The following is a 16,296-nucleotide window of genomic DNA, read 5'->3' on the forward strand; positions in this document are numbered from 1 at the left end:
CAGAGGCGCCGGATGACACCGGCTCCTCGGCTGAGATTGGTTAATAGCCGGTTAGCGGCCGCCCTTGCGAGCCGAGGCCAGAGCCTGAGCCAACGCCCCCGCCATGGCTCCCTGCGGCGCCGGCTGCTGGCCCGACCGGCCCTGGCGCTGATTACTGCGCGGAGCAGCACGTCCACCACCGCGATTGTCGGCCTTGGCCTTTTCCCCGGGCTGGTCATCCATTCTCATGGACAGGGCAATGCGCTTACGGGGAATGTCGACTTCCATCACCTTGACCTTGACGATGTCGCCGGCCTTCACCACTTCCCGCGGATCCTTGACGAATTCGTGGGACAACGCAGAAATGTGCACCAAGCCGTCCTGATGCACACCGATATCCACAAACGCGCCGAAATTGGTCACGTTGGTCACCGTGCCTTCCAGCACCATGCCATCTTTGAGGTCGTTGAGGGTTTCCACCCCTTCCTCAAAGGTAGCGAAGCGAAATTCCGGACGTGGATCCCGGCCGGGCTTTTCAAGTTCTGCGATGATGTCCTTCACCGTAGGCAGGCCGAACTGCTCGGTGACATAGTCCTGCGGGTTGAGACTGCGCAGGAAAGACGCATCACCAACGATGCCGGCAACATCACGACCGCTCTTGGCGGCAATGGCCTCCACCACACCGTAAGCTTCCGGATGCACGGATGAGCGATCCAGCGGGTTGTCGCCGCTGGCAATCCGCAGGAAGCCCGCGGCCTGCTCAAAGGTCCGCCCCCCCAGACGGGACACTTCCAGCAACTGTTTGCGGTTGCGGAAGACGCCATTCCGGCTACGGAAATCCACGATATTCTGGGCAATCGACTGGCTGAGGCCGGAGACCCGTGCCAGCAGCGGCACCGAAGCTGTGTTGAGGTCCACCCCCACGCCGTTTACACAGTCTTCCACCACCGCATCCAGACTGCGGGCCAGCTGCACCTGGGACACGTCGTGCTGATACTGGCCGACGCCAATGGATTTGGGTTCAATTTTCACCAGCTCCGCCAGCGGGTCCTGGAGGCGGCGGGCAATAGACACCGCACCCCGGATGGTGACGTCCAGATCCGGCAATTCGCGGGCCGCAAATTCGGACGCTGAGTAGATCGAGGCGCCGGATTCATTGACCACAATCCGCGCCAGATTGAGTTCGGGGTAGCGCTTGATCAGATCCACCACCAGCTTCTCGGTTTCCCGTGAAGCGGTGCCGTTGCCGATGGCCACCAGCTCGATCCGGTACTCCCGGCACCAGGCCGCCAGCTGTTCAATGGAACGATCCCACTGGTTCTTCGGCGCATGGGGAAAGATTGCTCCGTGGCCAAGCACGCCACCTGTGCCGTCAATAACCGCCACCTTGACACCGGTACGCAGGCCGGGGTCAAGACCCAGAGTCGCGCGGGGGCCGGCCGGTGCCAACAACAGCAGATCCTTGAGGTTGGCGGCAAACACATTGATGGCCTCAGACTCTGCAGCTTCACGCACCTGCGCCATGAGATCGGTTTCGATCTGTGTTGACAGTTTTACCCGCCAGGTCCAGCGCACCACATCAGACAGCCACTTGTCAGCGGCACGTTCCTGATCACGGATATTCCAGCGCGCGGCAATGCGCTGCTCGGCGGGATGGGGCTGGCGACGATCGTCTTCGCCGTCACCGACCACAAGGCTGTAGGTCAGGATCCCTTCATTACGGCCGCGAAGAATGGCCAGCGCACGGTGAGACGGTACTTTGTTCAGCGGCTCAATGTGATCGAAGTAGTCGCGGAACTTGGCACCTTCGTTTTCCTTGCCTTCGACCACCGACACCTTGAGTTTGCCTTCGCGCCAGATAAATTCTCGCAGCTGGCCCAGCAATTCGGCATCCTCGGCAAAACGCTCCATCAGGATGTAGCGGGCGCCATCGAGTGCCGCCTTGGTATCCGCCACGCCGGCCTCGGCATTCAGGTAGCCGGCAGCGAGGCTTTCCGGATCCTGGGTCGGATCATCGTAGAGCGCATCGGCGAGTGGCTCGAGCCCCGCTTCGCGGGCAATCTGGGCCTTGGTCCGGCGCTTTGGCTTGTAGGGCAGGTAGAGATCTTCAAGGCGGTTTTTGGTATCGGCACCGTCAATGGCAGCCTTCAGCTCGTCGCTGAGTTTACCCTGCTCATCAATACTCTTGAGGATCGCCGTACGACGCTCTTCAAGCTCACGCAGGTAGCGCAGCCGTTCTTCCAGGGTTCGCAGCTGGCCATCATCCAGCGAGCCGGTCACTTCCTTCCGGTAGCGGGCGATAAAGGGAACGGTTGCACCTTCATCCAACAATGCGACCGTTGCGTCGACCTGTTGCTCACGGACTCCGAGTTCATCGGCGATGCGCCTGGAAATACTGTTCATGCCACCTCTGCTGCTCTTGCGCACTGAACGCCGCAGGGCCGGTTAAGGCAATTCAGCGGCGTTCCGATACGGGTTGATAGAAACCAAAGCGCAAAAGGTACAGTGCGTTATTGTTCCAGGCAAGCCGCCTGGCTCTGGTTTTCAAGGAAACTGAGCAGGTCAGTCCAGCACATGGGGCGGGCAAAATAGTAGCCTTGAATCTCGTCGCAGTGTTCCTGACGCAGGAACTCCAGTTGACCTTCGGTTTCCACACCTTCGGCAACGACGCTGATCTGCAGGCTATGGGCAAGGCTGATAATCGCACGGATGATGTGCTCGGCATCGCCACTCTCGCCGAGTTCCTGAACGAAGGACTTGTCGATTTTGAGCAGGGAGATGGGCAGGTTCTGCAGGTTGCTCAGCGACGAGAAGCCCGTGCCGAAGTCATCCAGCGCGAAGCTTACCCCCAACTGATTCAGCTCCCGCAGGCAGCGACGGGCGTAATTGAGGTCGTGCATCATCGCACTTTCGGTCAGTTCAAGCTCCAGCAGGCTGGTATCGACATTGGCGTTATAAATGATGCGGAAGATGGTTTCGGTCATTTTGCGGTCGTGGAACTGGCGGAACGACAGGTTGACCGCGAACACCAACCCCGGATAGCCCAGCTCGGCGGCTTCCTGCAACCGTTTACAGGCCTGCTCAATAACCCAGTAACCAATCGGCACGATCAGCCCGCTGCGCTCGGCGGCTGGAATGAAATCATCGGGATTGACCAGACCACGCTCCGGGTGATTCCAGCGAATAAGACACTCAACCCCCCTCACTTCACCCGTGGCCAGATCAATACGGGGCTGGTAGTACAGTTCCAGCTCCTGCCCCCGCAACGCATTGCGAAGGTCGGCTTCAAGACGCAACTGGTAGCCGGCACTGATGTGCAGGTGCTGGTCGTAGAAGCGGTAGCTGGTGCCAGGGTCGCGTTTGGCCTCAAACATCGCCCGGTTGGCACGGCGCAGCAGGTTCTCCGGAGTATCGCCGGCTTCCGGGTAAGTGGCCACACCGACACTGGCACTGATCGCCACCCGCTCGCCAGAGACAGTGACCGGCTCATCCAGAGCGCTGACGACCTTGCGGATGATCTGGGTGACGTCGAGGGAGTCCTCAACCTTCTCAACGATGATGGCGAACTCGTCGCCACCGATGCGCATCAGCGAATCGACCCGCCGCAGCCGTTCCCGAAGCCGTTCTGCCAGCTTGAGGATCAGTTGATCCCCTTTCTGGTAACCGACCGATTCGTTGATGGTCCGGAAATCATCGAGATTGACGTGCAACAGCGCCAGCCGGTGCTTACCCCGTTCCGCCCGTAACAGAGCCTGCTGCAGACGGTCGAAAAACAGATCGCGGTTGATGAACCCACTGGCTACCTCGCGTCGCAGGTGCACCTGTTCCACCTCGCCCAGTTGCTGGCGATACCACAGACAGCGCACCGCCCGGCATAACGACCAGCGATCCAGCTGGGCCTTGCAGAGATAATCCGCTGCGCCCAGTTCCATCAACGCCGGGGCGCGGCAGTCGGCAGGCTCCGAGCTGACTGCCAGCACCGGGCAGTCACGACCGGACACCGCCAGATAACGCAGGAAATCTGACTCCGACCCACCGTGGAAGACACAGTCCCAAAGCAGCAGATCAAAATGGGCGTTGCTGAGCAGATCGTCGCAATCGACCAGATCAGGGCACCAGGTGGCATCGACGTTCATTCCCTGATCGGCACCCAGAATCCCGCAATACCACAGAAAGTCGGCATACTCGGGACTCAGCACCAAAACACGAATTTTTTCTGCAGCGGACGCAGACGCTGGATTCATAATGGATTTTCCATTCCGAAGGGCATTTCTCCTCTCCACTCCAACTAGGATAGTCGATTGCACAACAAGGTACAGCGCCTTCGGGTAGTGTAAAATAGCCGACTCCCGATTCTCCCTGGCAGGTTATCCGTGTCCAACCTCAATCCCCGTCAACGCGAAGCCGTTCATTACGTCGATGGCCCCTTGCTGGTACTCGCCGGTGCCGGTAGTGGCAAAACCAGTGTCATTACTCGCAAGATGGCCTATCTGATTGAACAGGTGGGCATTCCGGGTCGGAACATAGCGGCTCTGACGTTCACCAACAAGGCCGCGCGCGAGATGAAGGAACGGGTTTCCCGCCTGGTGGACCGCAAACTGGCCCGTGGACTGACCGTGTCCACCTTCCACAACCTCGGTCTGAACATGATCCGGGAAGAGCATGCCCACCTCGGCTACCACCCCGGTTTTTCCCTGTTCGACGCCGAAGATGCCAAGGCCCTGCTTCAGGATCTGATGCTGTCCGACGCGGGCGCCGATGCCGGCGACGAACTGTCTGATATCCAGATGACCATTTCCAACTGGAAGAACGCCATGCGCAGTCCCGGCGAAGCATTGAGCCGTGCCGCCGATGAACGGGAACAGCGCATCGCCATTATCTATGGCAAGTACAACGAGTACCTCAAGGCCTACAATGCGGTCGACTTTGACGATCTGATCCTGCTACCGGTGCAACTGTTCCGTGACCACCCGGACATCCTCACCAAGTGGCGGCGGAAAATCCGCTACCTGTTGGTGGACGAGTACCAGGACACCAACGTGTGTCAGTACGAACTGGTTAAACTGCTGGTGGCCGAGCGGGCCGCGTTTACCGTGGTCGGCGACGACGATCAGTCCATCTATGCCTGGCGAGGCGCGCGACCGGAAAACCTGGCCCAGCTGAAGGAAGATTTTCCCAGCCTGAAAATCACCAAGCTGGAGCAGAACTACCGTTCAACCAGCCGCATTCTTCGTTGCGCCAACACGGTGATCGCCAACAATCCCCACGTATTCGAGAAAGCCCTGTGGAGTGAGCATACCATTGGCGACGAAATCCGGGTCATCCGCTGCCGCAACGAAGACGCCGAATGTGAGCGGGTGGCCACCGAGATCATCGACCAGAAGCTCAAGCAGGGGCTGGAGTTCCGCGACTTTGCCGTACTTTACCGCGGTAACCACCAGGCCCGTCTGCTGGAAATGAAGCTGCAGGCCTACCAGATTCCCTACCGCCTCTCCGGCGGTCAGTCGTTCTTCTCGAAGAACGAGATCAAGGACGCCATGTCCTACCTGCGCCTGCTGATCAACCCGAATGACGACGCCGCCTTCCTGCGGGTGGTCAATGTGCCCCGCAGGGAAATCGGCCCGCGCACCCTGGAACAGCTCGGCCATTATGCCCGTGCCCGCAACGCCAGCATGTTCCGAGCGGTGAGCGATCTGGGCGCGGAGTCCCATGTCACCGAAAAAGGCCTGGACCGGCTCCGGCGCTTTGCCCACTGGGTTGACGGCACCTGTCGCCGTCTGCACGAGGAAGACCCGATTCCGGTGATCAAGCAGCTGTTCACCGATATCGAGTACGAAGAATGGCTGCACCAGCATTCCGGCACGCCGAAGCAGGCGGAACGGCGGATGGAGAACATCTGGTACCTGGTGGATTCGATCCAGCGCATGCTCGACGATGGCAAGGGCACTGCCGACGAAATCGGCATTGAGGATGCCATCAGCAAGCTGATTCTGCGGGACATGATGGAGCAGCGGGAAGAGGAGGACGACAGCGACAAGGTCCAGTTGCTGACCCTCCACGCCTCCAAGGGACTGGAATTCCCCCATGTGTTCATCATGGGCCTGGAAGAGGAAATTCTGCCCCACCGCACCAGCATCGAGGAAGGCAATATCGAGGAAGAGCGGCGGTTGATGTACGTCGGCATCACCCGCGCCCGGGAAACCCTGAGCCTGACCTACGCCGCCCAGCGTAAACAGTACGGCGAAAAAATCGAAACCATCCCCAGCCGTTTCCTCGACGAACTGCCGGAGGACGACCTCATCTGGGTGGGCCAGGGCGACCTGGATGTTGAAGCCAACCAGAAGAAAGGCAAGGCCACCCTCAGCGCTCTGCTTGGGGATCTGGGAGTCTGAAAACAGAGCTGGGAGCCAAAACAAAAAGGGGTCAGAACATTCGTTCTGACCCCTTTTTGTAGGTTTGTGCAGTACTCAGATGGCAGGCGTTACTTGCTCTGCTCAACCATGTACTCTACCGCGGACTCGATTTCCTCGTCCGGGCAGCTGGCACAGCCACCCTTGGCCGGCATGGCATTGAAGCCGCCCAGCGCGTGGCTGAGCAGAGTTTCCATACCCTGATCGATACGCGGCGCCCAGGCAGCGGCATCGCCTACTTTCGGCGCGCCGGCGATACCCATGCCGTGACAGGCGGCACAAACGCCGTTGTAGACGTCCTCACCAGAACGGGGACCGGAGCTGGCTGCCGCAGCAGGTGCTGCAGCTGCGCCGCAGGAATCATCACCCTGCAGGCAGACTTCGCCGACCGGCGCAATCCGAGCACGAATTTCATCTTCAACATTGGCCAGCGCAGAACCGGCGAACATGCCGAAACCGACCAGTACAACAGCCAGGACTCTCTTCATCTTCAATGCACCTCGCATTAGAGCATTTTATAATCTGCGCGCATTATAGCGGCTGCAGCCGACCAAAAAAACCAACCCAAATCAAAACAGGGAGTCTCCGATGTCATTTACCCCACCCCAACCCACTCAAAACAGCCACCCGTGGCGAAAGCCACTGCTGGCCACAGAGTTCATTGCCCTGGCAATCCTGGTGGGTTCCATGGCCCTGCTGGGCCGCAGCAATACCGATGCCGAGCCACTGAATCCGGCCTGGCTGGTGATCCCGGCCCTGGCCAGTCTGGCCGTGTTCATCAGTTTTATCGGGTTGATGTACCTGCGCTGGGTAGCCGCCGCCAGCCCCGAACGCCAGGGGCGCCACCGGGTGATCTTCGCCCTGCTGGCACTGACCCTGCTCGGGGTCTGGGGTTATGGCATCGTCAATACCTGGAGCGGCCTGGGGAGCTGACGGCGCCTCCGATGTTCAGCCGTTGAGCTGCTCCATCGCCGCCAGCAGCTCAGCGGTCCGGGCCTCCATCAGCCCGCGGTCACCGCGGGATTCGACATTCAGCCGCACGACCGGCTCGGTGTTCGACATGCGCAGGTTGAAGCGCCAGTCGTCAAACTCAACACTGAGCCCATCGACATGACTGACCGCCTTGGCACTGGCACCGTACTGTTCCTCGATTGCGGCAATCACTTGCGGGGGATTGGCAATGGTCCGGTTGATTTCGCCACTGGCCGGGTACGCCTCGATACGGGCATCAATCAGCGACGACAGGCTGTGGCCAGACTGGCACAGACGCTCGGCCACCAGCAGCCACGGAATCATGCCGCTGTCGCAGTAGGCAAAATCACGAAAATAATGGTGCGCACTCATCTCGCCACCGTAGATGGCATCCTCGTCGCGCATCCGCTGCTTGATGAAGGCATGCCCGGTCTTGCTCTCAACAGCCTCGCCACCGGCGGCCGCGACCAGATCATGGGTATTCCAGGTCAGGCGGGGGTCGTGAATGACCTTGCCGCCACCGGCCTTGCGCAGGAACTGATCCGCCAGCAGCCCCACCACATAATAGCCTTCGATAAAGCGGCCCTTTTCATCAAAGAAGAAACAGCGGTCGTAATCGCCGTCCCAGGCAATGCCCATGGCGGCGCCATGCTTGATGACGGCATCCGCAGTAGCTGCACGATTCTCTTCGAGGATCGGATTGGGCACCCCGTTGGGGAAGCTGCCATCGGGAGTGTGATGAATCTTGATGAACTCGAACGGCAACTGCGGCTCCAGCGCATCGACCACCAGCCCGGCACCGCCATTGCCGGCGTTCACGACCAGCTTCAGCGGCGTGAGCGTCTGACGGTCAACGTAACCCAGCAGATGCTCGATATAGGCATCCAGGGTGGCCAGTGTCTCCCTCTGACCGGGCGTAGCAGCATCCTCGAACGGCTCCAGCACGCGGTCACGGATGTCGTTCAGGCCATTGTCGGAGCTGATCGGACGGGATTCCGGCCCCACCATCTTCATGCCGTTGTGATCTTTCGGGTTATGACTGGCCGTCACCATGATGCCACCGTCCATCGCGAAATGACTGGTGGCGAAATAAACCTGTTCCGTCCCGCACAAGCCGATATCGAAGACGTCCGCGCCCGCCGCCATCAGCCCGGCGCTCAGGGCTTCAGAAATTTCCGGGCTCGACAGACGAATGTCGTAACCAACCACCACCTTGCGGGCGCCGGTGACAGCGACATAGGCCCGGCCAATCCGCTCGGCCAATTCAGGGTTGAGCTGTTCCGGCACGCGGCCACGCAGGTCATAGGCTTTAAAACAGGACAAATCCATATCGGGAGAATCTCCAGTCTGATCAGAATCCGGTAGGCAATGAGCCAAGAAGAAAAGTATGGGGTCCCATTCTAGCGATAAATGGTGACAACTTCAGGTAGCAGCGCGGGAAAGGAGGGAGAGCCGGCCGGCCCCCTCCCCGGAGACAGGATCAGTCGGCGGCGCCAGACTGCAACTGGACGTAGTTCTGGATGCCCATCTGGTTGATCAGCTCCATCTGGGTTTCCAGCCAATCAATATGCTCTTCCTCACTGTCGAGGATGCTGCGGAACAACTGGCGACTGGTGTAATCCTTTACTTCTTCGCAATACATGATGGCTTCCTGGAGATCCTGGTGGGCCATCATCTCCAGCTTGAGATCGCAGGAGATCATTTCTTCCACATTTTCGCCGACCAGCAGTTTGTTGAGATCCTGCAGGTTGGGAATGCCTTCGAGAAACAGAATCCGCTCAATCAGCACGTCTGCGTGCTTCATTTCATCGATGGATTCTTCGTATTCCTTCGCCGCCAGCTTGCTGATGCCCCAGTCCTTGTACATCTTCGCGTGGAGGTAGTACTGGTTGATGGCCGTCAACTCGTTGGTCAGGACTTTGTTCAGGTACTGGATGACCTTCTTATCACCTTTCATTTCGGGGTCTCCTCTCTCAGGGCGTTGAGAATTAAGGATAGACCGAAACGGTGACGGGGAAAAAGCGCAGGCAGGATTTTTATCAGGCGGGCTGGGCCAGCAGATTGGCCAGGGTCAGATAGTCGGTGGCATTCACTTCGCGGAGAATCTCCCGGGCATACGTAGCACAACGACCGCACTGGCGCCCTACTCCCAGCTCCTTGCCCAGCTGGCGCATGGAACTGATGCCACTTTCAGCGGCGGCACGGATATCGCGGTCAGTCACACCATGGCAAAGGCATACGTACATAGGGCGGATCTCTTACATCAGTAAACTTAGTGATAATTATTGTTATTTGCATATCGAAAATCAAGGCCTTTATGGGACAAAAATCATTCAAGCCTGCCACCCGGACCGGGAGAACCGCCTAAGGCAGCTGTTCCCGGGTGAGATTGCGGGGGCCATCGGCGGTCACCAACACGTTGTCTTCGATACGAATACCGCCGCAGGGCATCAACGCATCCAGCAGCCTCCGGTTCATATGCGCCGACAGCGGACCGGTCAACAGCGGTGCCAGCAGTGACGGAATAAAGTACAACCCCGGCTCAATCGTCACCACCATGCCGGCTTCCAGAGTTCGCGTCATACGCAGGAAGGGTGCGTCCACTGGCGGCGGTACCGGTTTCCCCCCCACATCGTGGACCTGAACGCCCAACAGGTGACCAAGGCCGTGAGGGAAAAAGGCCCGGGTGATGCCTGCCGCAACCATAGCCTCGTCATCCAGTCCCTGCACCAGTCCCGCCGAGTCCAGCAGCGCCGCCAGCCCCAGATGCGTCTTGCGATGCAGCGCCACAAAATCCACCCCGGGCGCGACCGCCTGGCACAACCGTTTCTGCAAGGCCTCCAGCGCCACGATCAGGGCCTGGAACGGCCCCTGCTGGGGACCCGCCCAGGTACGGGTGATATCGGAACAGTAACCACGAAAGCGGTAACCGGCATCAATCAGAAGACTGCGGGGCAACTCCGGTGATACCTGGTCATAGAATTGATAGTGAAGAATGCCGGCATGATCGTTGAGCCCGATGATACTGTGATAAGGCGCCTCAACCTCGCGCTGGCCGGTGGCCTGCTGATAGGCCAGACCGATCGCAAACTCACTGCCCCCGGCCAGGAAGACCTGACGTGCCGCCCGGTGCCCCGGTGCTGCCCGGGCGTTGGCTTCAGCCAGGCAAGCAATTTCGTAATCGGTCTTGTGCACCCGGGTCGCCTCGATGTCTGCCACCAGGGCCGGAGGGTTATGATCCCCCGCAACCGCCTGCAACAGGGCCGGATCCCCCAACACCGCCAGCCGCCCGCACCCGGCGGTCAGTGGAGGCACCCCATCAGCTGAACCCGCGAGCTCCACCGCCGTCACCCATGCCGCCTGCGGCAACTCCGCCGTGGCATGCCAGAAATCCACCGGGGTATGGAGCTGCAACAACGGTTTGCGCTCCGGCCGGATCAACAACCAGGCATGCTCGGCACCCACCAGACCGGTCCAGTGTACAAACGGACCATAACCCTGGAAGTGATAACCCTGATCGTCGGCAAACCGCAGGGGCGCCGCGCCGGAACTGATCAGCACCGCGTCATAGCCGTGCGACGCCAGCACCGATTCATAACGCGCCTGCAATTCCGCCAGGTGGCCACACTGCAATTGATCCAGAAGGTCATCGTTGACCATGACTACCACTCCATATTTCCCGCAACAGACTGAACAATCAGTGTAAACTTAAGAAGCCTCATCACAAGTACCACAGCAACCCACACGGAAACCCCAATGGCGCTCAAGTCCACCATCTACAAAGCCGTCCTCAGCATCGCCGATATGGACCGTTCCTATTACGCGGATCACCATCTCACTCTGGCCTTGCATCCGTCAGAAACCGAGGAACGCATGATGCTGCGACTGGTCGCCTTCGCCCTGAACGCCAGCGACACCCTGGAATTCACCAAGGGCATCAGCACCGACGACGAACCTGACCTGTGGCAGAAAAGCCTCAGCGACGAGATCGAATTGTGGATTGACCTCGGCCTGCCCGACGAAAGCCGCGTACGCAAAGCCTGCAACCGGGCCCAACAAGCCATCCTTTACACCTACGGAGGACGTGCCGTGCCGATCTGGTGGGACAAGCACCGCAACAAGTTCACCCGCTTCGACAACCTCACCGTGATCAACCTGCCCCAGGACGACAGCACCGAACTGACGAAGCTCGCCAACCGCTCCATGCACCTGCAGATTACTATCCAGGACGGCAGCGTTGGCATCAGCGATGGCGAACACCACCTTGAGATCACTCCAGAGCCCATGCCCCTGCGTTAAAACCACAACAGGGGCTAGACATAACATGGCTTCGCACGTAACATTGCGGCCTCGAAAATTAACGTATCGCGTTACTTTTCATTCCGCCCGTAGCTCAGCTGGATAGAGCGCTGCCCTCCGGAGGCAGAGGTCAGAGGTTCGAATCCTCTCGGGCGGGCCATATTCCACAAAAAAGCCCACCTCGCGTGGGCTTTTTTGTGGAATTTTGGTTTGCCGGAGGGCTTTGATGAGAACCTCCGGTTCGACAAATTGCGCCAGCAATTTGGACGTCGGAGCCTGCGACGACGGGGCGAAGCCCCGAAGATCGCCCCAAGGCGATCTGGAGTCAATCCTTCCCGTCCCCTTGGCTGCAGCTCTCACCTCAGAAATCATCACCCCCCAAGCGGTCCCACGCATTGGTAAAACCCATAGCAGACAACTCAAACGTGAGAAGGGGGTGATTAACCGTGATGCTCATGCTCGCTTTCAACGCACTGACAATAAACGCAACGCCCTGCCTCGAAAGCGCCCAGAACACATAATGGGTCTCCTTGCTGCCATTGGACGACGAGCATCTGACCCCGCCCCGTATTGCCTCACCATTCACGGAGAACGTCACACGGCGATAATAGCTGGAATAGCCCAGCCTGCATTCCTGCTGCGCTGCGGAAGGCATGAGGACAAACACCACCGCCTTGGAGCCGTCATGCAGGTATTTGATTTCAGCCAATGCATACGCCCAATCAGGATCATCCGATAAGTCCATTCGTACCCCGCCATTATTCCATTCCGGCAACGGGGACGCAGAAGCCGTTCCTGAAGATAGGGCGATCAGAAGGACCGCGATCCAGCGTTTCATTGAGTCTTCCTCCTACCTCAAAAATGAAACCTGTACACACCATGTATAGCAGCCCCCTGCTTCCGGACAACAACACAGGCTTTATGCACGCCTGACTTAAAGCGAGCCTGGTGCTGAACCACGGTCACACCGAAATAAAAAAAGCCCACATAAAGTGGGCTTTTTCATTGGTGCTCAGGATAACAGCACCGTTTGGTTGAAAAACTCAGCCAGGCACCAGCTCGCCCTCGTTGATCTCAACAGGCTGCCCCTGTTCCAGCCAGTTGAACATGGCAGCACGTATCTCACCAAAGAAACGACCGCCTATCGTCCAGTGACAACAGCCCGGAATTTCCACCAGCTGGCAATGTCCGGCGTAACGCTGGGCGATACGCCGCTGGGTACGGATCGGGGTGATGCGGTCTTCAGTGCCACCGATAATCAGCACCGGACAGGTAATCCTCTCCGGTTCAACATGGGCAAACACGCTTTTGGTAAAGGCCGCCACGCTCATCTGGAAGGTCACCATGCCGGATTCGTAGCCACAGTGCTCATAGACTTCACGCTGTTTCGCTTCGCTCTGAGCGTTGGCAATGCCGTACTGCACATTGGCAAGCTTCAGCTCGGTGGTCTGTTTCCACAAGGGGAAACGCAGCAGGTTGCTACCCAGGGTTCGGAACACCGACAGCCCCAGGCCATTGATGCCTGCCGGCGCAGCAGAAGACAGCAGTATCAGTCGCTCACAGGGCACCCTGGCAGCGGTCAGCTGAGCCAGCAGCCCCCCCATAGAGTGCCCCACCAGAATCGGGGGGCGGTCCAAACGCTTGACGCGATCAACCACAAACTCGACGTAGTCCTGCAGCCGGGTCTGCGCCAGGCTGGCCCGGCTTTCCTTTGTGTGGCTCGCTCTGGGGCGGTGGAACGGCAGCGTCAGCGCTTCCACGTCATAGCCCTGCGCCTGGTAGGCGTCACGCACGTCACTGAGCGTTTCAGCATCGCTCCACATACCGTGGATCAGCAGCACCGGCGCTTTACGGTTATCCAACATGTTCATTCCTCCTGATATCCGCCTTAATCAGGCCGTGGCCTTGAGGGTGCGGATATTACCAGAGTTGGCTGCCACGGGTTTCTCAAACTGCAGCTGGCCATCAGCGACCGGGTCTTCAACCAGCATTTTCTTGTCTTTGCCATAGTGCATGGTGACTTTCCAGGGACCTGAGCGGCCTTGTCGGGGCATGCGGTCCTTGGCGCGAACGATGTAACCCGGCGCAAACTCATCCAGCATGCCGACCCCGGTTTCATTGCCGGTGGTATCGACCGGCCGAACCACGGCGGCACCACGCTTGCCCATCTCATCAAACAGGCGACAGATGTACTGGCCTCCGATGTCACACTTGAGGGTCCAGGGCGCGTTGGTGTAACCGAAGATCCAGCCATAATTCGGCACGTCCTGCAGCATGATGCCCTTGTAGGTCATCTTGCTGGGCATATCGACCGCCGTGCCATCCAGCAGCAGTTGCAGTCCCCCCATCAGCTGAACATCCAGGCCCGTCGCGGTCACAACGAGGTCGGCGTCGAGCGTTTGCCCGGACTTCAGCACGATGCCGTTTTCGGTGAAGTGATCGATATGATCGGTCACGATACCGGCCTTGCCGGAGCGCAGACTTGTGAAGAAGTCACCATCCGGGGCCGCACACAGTCGCTGCTCCCAGGGATTGTACTTCGGGGTGAAGTGGCGCATATCAACATCAGGCCCTACCCGGCGGCGCATGTGGCCAAGCATCACCTTACGCATGGCATTCGGCCATCGCTCACAGGCCAGGTAAAGGCCACGCTGGAAGAGAATGTTGCGTTTGCGCGCCATCCTGAAGACCAGATCTTTCGGCAGGACCTTGTTCAGCGCCATGGATATCTTGTCGGTATCCGGCATCGCCATGATGTAGCTCGGCGAACGCTGGAGCATGGTGACGCTGGCAGCCTTCTCCGCCATGGCCGGCACAACCGTGATCGCGGTGGCGCCACTGCCGATTACAACCACTTTCTTGCCACTGTAATCCAGGCTCTCCGGCCAGAATTGGGGGTGGACGATGTCGCCTCTGAAGTTTTCCTCGCCCTTGAATGTCGGACGGTAGCCCTGATCGAAGTTGTAGTAACCCGCGCAGTTGAGCATGAAACTGCAGGTGAACTGACGGGGTTCGCCACTCTTCTCGTGGGTTGCGGTTACCGTCCAGCGCTGGTCTTCGCTGGACCAGTCAGCGCTGGTGATATGCAGGCCAAAATGCACCTTGTCCTGAAGATTGAACTCCCGCGCGGTTTCCGCCACGTAGTCGCGAATGTCGCCACCCTTCGCCAGGACTTTATCGGAATGCCAGGGCTTGAAGTTGTAACCGAAGCTGGCCATATCGGAATCGGAGCGAATACCGGGGTAACGGAACAGATCCCACGTGCCGCCCATTTTTTCGCGGCGCTCAATAATGGCCAGGCTCTTGTCAGGATATTCCTGGGCAATGCGGCAGGCACTGCCGATTCCGGACAGGCCTGCACCAATGATGATCAGGTCGAAATGCTGCGTCGTCATGTTGTTGTCCTTGTTATAGGTTTCGCGGTTTCTGTTTCAACTATGACAAATCCCTGGCTTGACATTATTGCCGGTTCCGGACATATTTTTGTCGAATCGCGACAGGTGTCGTGCGCAGTTGCACGCGAGAATTGCGTAGGACGCCTGTGCTCAACCTGGCGCAGTATCCGGAGGACTTGTGTCCAGTCTCATCAGGGCCACCAACCTTTGGGGGTATGACGAGCAGGTCAGACGCAAAGGGGGCGACCCTTTGCCACTGCTGTCCCGGTATCATATCCCGCCGTCCGGACAGCGGGACGATGCCTCCTTTCTGGTGTTCAAGCACCTCACCGAGCTATTGGAAGACACGGCCGCCGAACTGGCCGACCCGACCTTCGGAATGATGCTCGCGGAGTATCAGGGCATGGATATTCTCGGGCCCATCTCGGTGATTGCACGCAGCTCCAAGACCGTGGGCGAGGCCATTAACAGTATCGCCGGCTACCTGCATCTCCATTGCCCGGCGTTGGCGCTCACCACCACGCAGGAGACGGTGGATGGTGACCCCATGATCCGTTTCAGGTTCATGATTGATGGTGAGGGTGAAGCCTACCGGATCCAGGCCCATGAGCTGAGCCTCGCCAATGCGGTACAGGTCATGAAGCTGCTGTGCGGTAATGACTTTCAGCCGCTGTCGGTGCACTTCATGCACAACCGCACCGCCGACGAGTCGATCTACCGCAAGGTCTACCGCTGTGAGCCACACTTCGGACAGGACTGGTCCGGGTTTTACCTGCCGCTGACAGCATTTGCCATGCCCTTGTCCAGTGCCGACCACCAGACCTGGCAAATGGCGAAACGCTATCTCGATTCCCAGCAGGCACCCAATGCCAATAGCCTCTCAGAAGACGTCAGCCGGCTGATCAACTCTCTGCTGCCAACGGGCCACTGCAGCAGTGAAGCCATTGCCGCCCACCTTTCCATGCACAAACGTACCCTGCAACGACGACTGGCGCGGGAAGGGACCACCTACGAACAGCTGCTCAGCGACGAACGATGCAGACTGGCCCGGCAGTATCTGCAGGAACCTAATCTCGGATTTGCCCAGATCACCGGGTTACTGGGCTATTCCGAACAATCCACGTTTACCCGAGCCTGCCGGGACTGGTTCCAACTGACACCCAAAGCCTATCGCAAGCATTGGTTGCGTTAGCTCAGCCCCACGCTGATACCTGCCCCTACAGCAACCGCCAGGCACGCGG

Annotated in this window: 14 protein-coding genes and 1 tRNA gene; 5 read left to right on the top strand and 10 right to left on the bottom strand. The window is 58.9% G+C overall.

Annotation, left to right across the window (positions count from 1 at the left end; genetic code table 11):
- Positions 1-51: 51 nt before the first annotated feature.
- Positions 52-2,382 (bottom strand): Tex family protein, encoded by a 2,331-nt coding sequence (locus BLV11_RS09320; protein ID WP_091812868.1) that lies wholly within the window; start codon positions 2,380-2,382, stop codon positions 52-54.
- A 107-nt stretch (positions 2,383-2,489) separates the two neighbouring features.
- Positions 2,490-4,223 (bottom strand): EAL domain-containing protein, encoded by a 1,734-nt coding sequence (locus BLV11_RS09325; protein WP_091812870.1) that lies wholly within the window; start codon positions 4,221-4,223, stop codon positions 2,490-2,492.
- Between the two features lie 129 nt (positions 4,224-4,352).
- Between BLV11_RS09325 and rep the strand changes: the two genes are divergently transcribed.
- Positions 4,353-6,371, top strand: coding sequence for a DNA helicase Rep (gene rep / locus BLV11_RS09330; RefSeq protein ID WP_091812872.1), 2,019 nt, complete (start codon positions 4,353-4,355; stop codon positions 6,369-6,371).
- An 89-nt stretch (positions 6,372-6,460) separates the two neighbouring features.
- On the opposite strand, the gene BLV11_RS09335 is transcribed toward rep, so the two are convergent.
- A complete protein-coding gene (locus BLV11_RS09335; RefSeq protein ID WP_091812874.1) occupies positions 6,461-6,877 on the bottom strand; it encodes a c-type cytochrome in 417 nt (138 codons plus the stop codon).
- A gap of 100 nt (positions 6,878-6,977) precedes the next feature.
- Between BLV11_RS09335 and BLV11_RS09340 the strand changes: the two genes are divergently transcribed.
- Positions 6,978-7,322, top strand: coding sequence for a hypothetical protein (locus BLV11_RS09340; protein WP_091812876.1), 345 nt, complete (start codon positions 6,978-6,980; stop codon positions 7,320-7,322).
- A gap of 15 nt (positions 7,323-7,337) precedes the next feature.
- Here the strand turns inward: BLV11_RS09340 and BLV11_RS09345 are convergent, their stop codons facing one another.
- The 4 genes from BLV11_RS09345 to pepQ form a co-directional block, all read right to left on the bottom strand.
- The gene (locus tag BLV11_RS09345; RefSeq protein WP_091812878.1) at positions 7,338-8,690 is read right to left on the bottom strand and encodes a phosphohexomutase domain-containing protein; all 1,353 of its coding nucleotides are present in this window, start codon (positions 8,688-8,690) and stop codon (positions 7,338-7,340) included.
- Positions 8,691-8,841: 151 nt separating this feature from the next.
- Positions 8,842-9,318, bottom strand: coding sequence for a bacterioferritin (gene bfr / locus BLV11_RS09350; protein ID WP_091812881.1), 477 nt, complete (start codon positions 9,316-9,318; stop codon positions 8,842-8,844).
- A gap of 82 nt (positions 9,319-9,400) precedes the next feature.
- Positions 9,401-9,607: a bacterioferritin-associated ferredoxin gene (locus BLV11_RS09355; RefSeq protein WP_091812883.1), complete on the bottom strand. Its 207-nt coding sequence runs from the start codon at positions 9,605-9,607 to the stop codon at positions 9,401-9,403.
- Positions 9,608-9,725: 118 nt separating this feature from the next.
- Positions 9,726-11,021, bottom strand: a complete 1,296-nt coding sequence (pepQ, locus tag BLV11_RS09360) for a Xaa-Pro dipeptidase (RefSeq protein ID WP_091812885.1) — start codon at positions 11,019-11,021, stop codon at positions 9,726-9,728.
- A 96-nt stretch (positions 11,022-11,117) separates the two neighbouring features.
- On the opposite strand from pepQ, the gene BLV11_RS09365 reads away from it, so the two are divergent.
- Positions 11,118-11,660 carry a YaeQ family protein gene (locus BLV11_RS09365; protein WP_091812887.1) on the top strand — a complete coding sequence of 181 codons (543 nt, stop codon included), beginning with the start codon at positions 11,118-11,120 and terminating at the stop codon, positions 11,658-11,660.
- An 83-nt stretch (positions 11,661-11,743) separates the two neighbouring features.
- A tRNA-Arg gene (locus BLV11_RS09370) sits at positions 11,744-11,820 on the top strand.
- Between the two features lie 201 nt (positions 11,821-12,021).
- Here BLV11_RS09370 and BLV11_RS09375 read toward each other — a convergent pair.
- From BLV11_RS09375 to BLV11_RS09385, 3 genes are all read right to left on the bottom strand, one after another.
- Entirely contained in the window at positions 12,022-12,498 is a 477-nt protein-coding gene (locus BLV11_RS09375; protein ID WP_091812889.1) for a hypothetical protein, read from the bottom strand.
- A gap of 205 nt (positions 12,499-12,703) precedes the next feature.
- A complete protein-coding gene (locus BLV11_RS09380; RefSeq protein ID WP_091812892.1) occupies positions 12,704-13,525 on the bottom strand; it encodes an alpha/beta hydrolase in 822 nt (273 codons plus the stop codon).
- A 27-nt stretch (positions 13,526-13,552) separates the two neighbouring features.
- On the bottom strand, positions 13,553-15,055 hold the full coding sequence (locus tag BLV11_RS09385) for a flavin-containing monooxygenase (protein WP_091812894.1): 1,503 nt from the start codon (positions 15,053-15,055) through the stop codon (positions 13,553-13,555).
- A 178-nt stretch (positions 15,056-15,233) separates the two neighbouring features.
- On the opposite strand from BLV11_RS09385, the gene BLV11_RS09390 reads away from it, so the two are divergent.
- Entirely contained in the window at positions 15,234-16,247 is a 1,014-nt protein-coding gene (locus BLV11_RS09390) for an AraC family transcriptional regulator (protein WP_091812895.1), read from the top strand.
- Positions 16,248-16,296 lie beyond the last annotated feature (49 nt).

This window comes from Marinobacter mobilis (assembly GCF_900106945.1).
GTDB classification, from domain to species: domain Bacteria; phylum Pseudomonadota; class Gammaproteobacteria; order Pseudomonadales; family Oleiphilaceae; genus Marinobacter; species Marinobacter mobilis.

Bases quoted from the DNA above. Each gene is read 5' to 3' on its own strand.
- BLV11_RS09320 (WP_091812868.1), bottom strand. From the start codon at position 2,382: ATGAACAGTATTTCCAGGCGCATCGCCGATGAACTCGGAGTCCGTGAG.
- BLV11_RS09325 (WP_091812870.1), bottom strand. From the start codon at position 4,223: ATGAATCCAGCGTCTGCGTCCGCTGCAGAAAAAATTCGTGTTTTGGTG.
- BLV11_RS09335 (WP_091812874.1), bottom strand. From the start codon at position 6,877: ATGAAGAGAGTCCTGGCTGTTGTACTGGTCGGTTTCGGCATGTTCGCC.
- BLV11_RS09340 (WP_091812876.1), top strand. From the start codon at position 6,978: ATGTCATTTACCCCACCCCAACCCACTCAAAACAGCCACCCGTGGCGA.
- BLV11_RS09345 (WP_091812878.1), bottom strand. From the start codon at position 8,690: ATGGATTTGTCCTGTTTTAAAGCCTATGACCTGCGTGGCCGCGTGCCG.
- bfr (WP_091812881.1), bottom strand. From the start codon at position 9,318: ATGAAAGGTGATAAGAAGGTCATCCAGTACCTGAACAAAGTCCTGACC.
- BLV11_RS09355 (WP_091812883.1), bottom strand. From the start codon at position 9,607: ATGTACGTATGCCTTTGCCATGGTGTGACTGACCGCGATATCCGTGCC.
- pepQ (WP_091812885.1), bottom strand. From the start codon at position 11,021: ATGGTCAACGATGACCTTCTGGATCAATTGCAGTGTGGCCACCTGGCG.
- BLV11_RS09365 (WP_091812887.1), top strand. From the start codon at position 11,118: ATGGCGCTCAAGTCCACCATCTACAAAGCCGTCCTCAGCATCGCCGAT.
- BLV11_RS09375 (WP_091812889.1), bottom strand. From the start codon at position 12,498: ATGAAACGCTGGATCGCGGTCCTTCTGATCGCCCTATCTTCAGGAACG.
- BLV11_RS09380 (WP_091812892.1), bottom strand. From the start codon at position 13,525: ATGTTGGATAACCGTAAAGCGCCGGTGCTGCTGATCCACGGTATGTGG.
- BLV11_RS09385 (WP_091812894.1), bottom strand. From the start codon at position 15,055: ATGACGACGCAGCATTTCGACCTGATCATCATTGGTGCAGGCCTGTCC.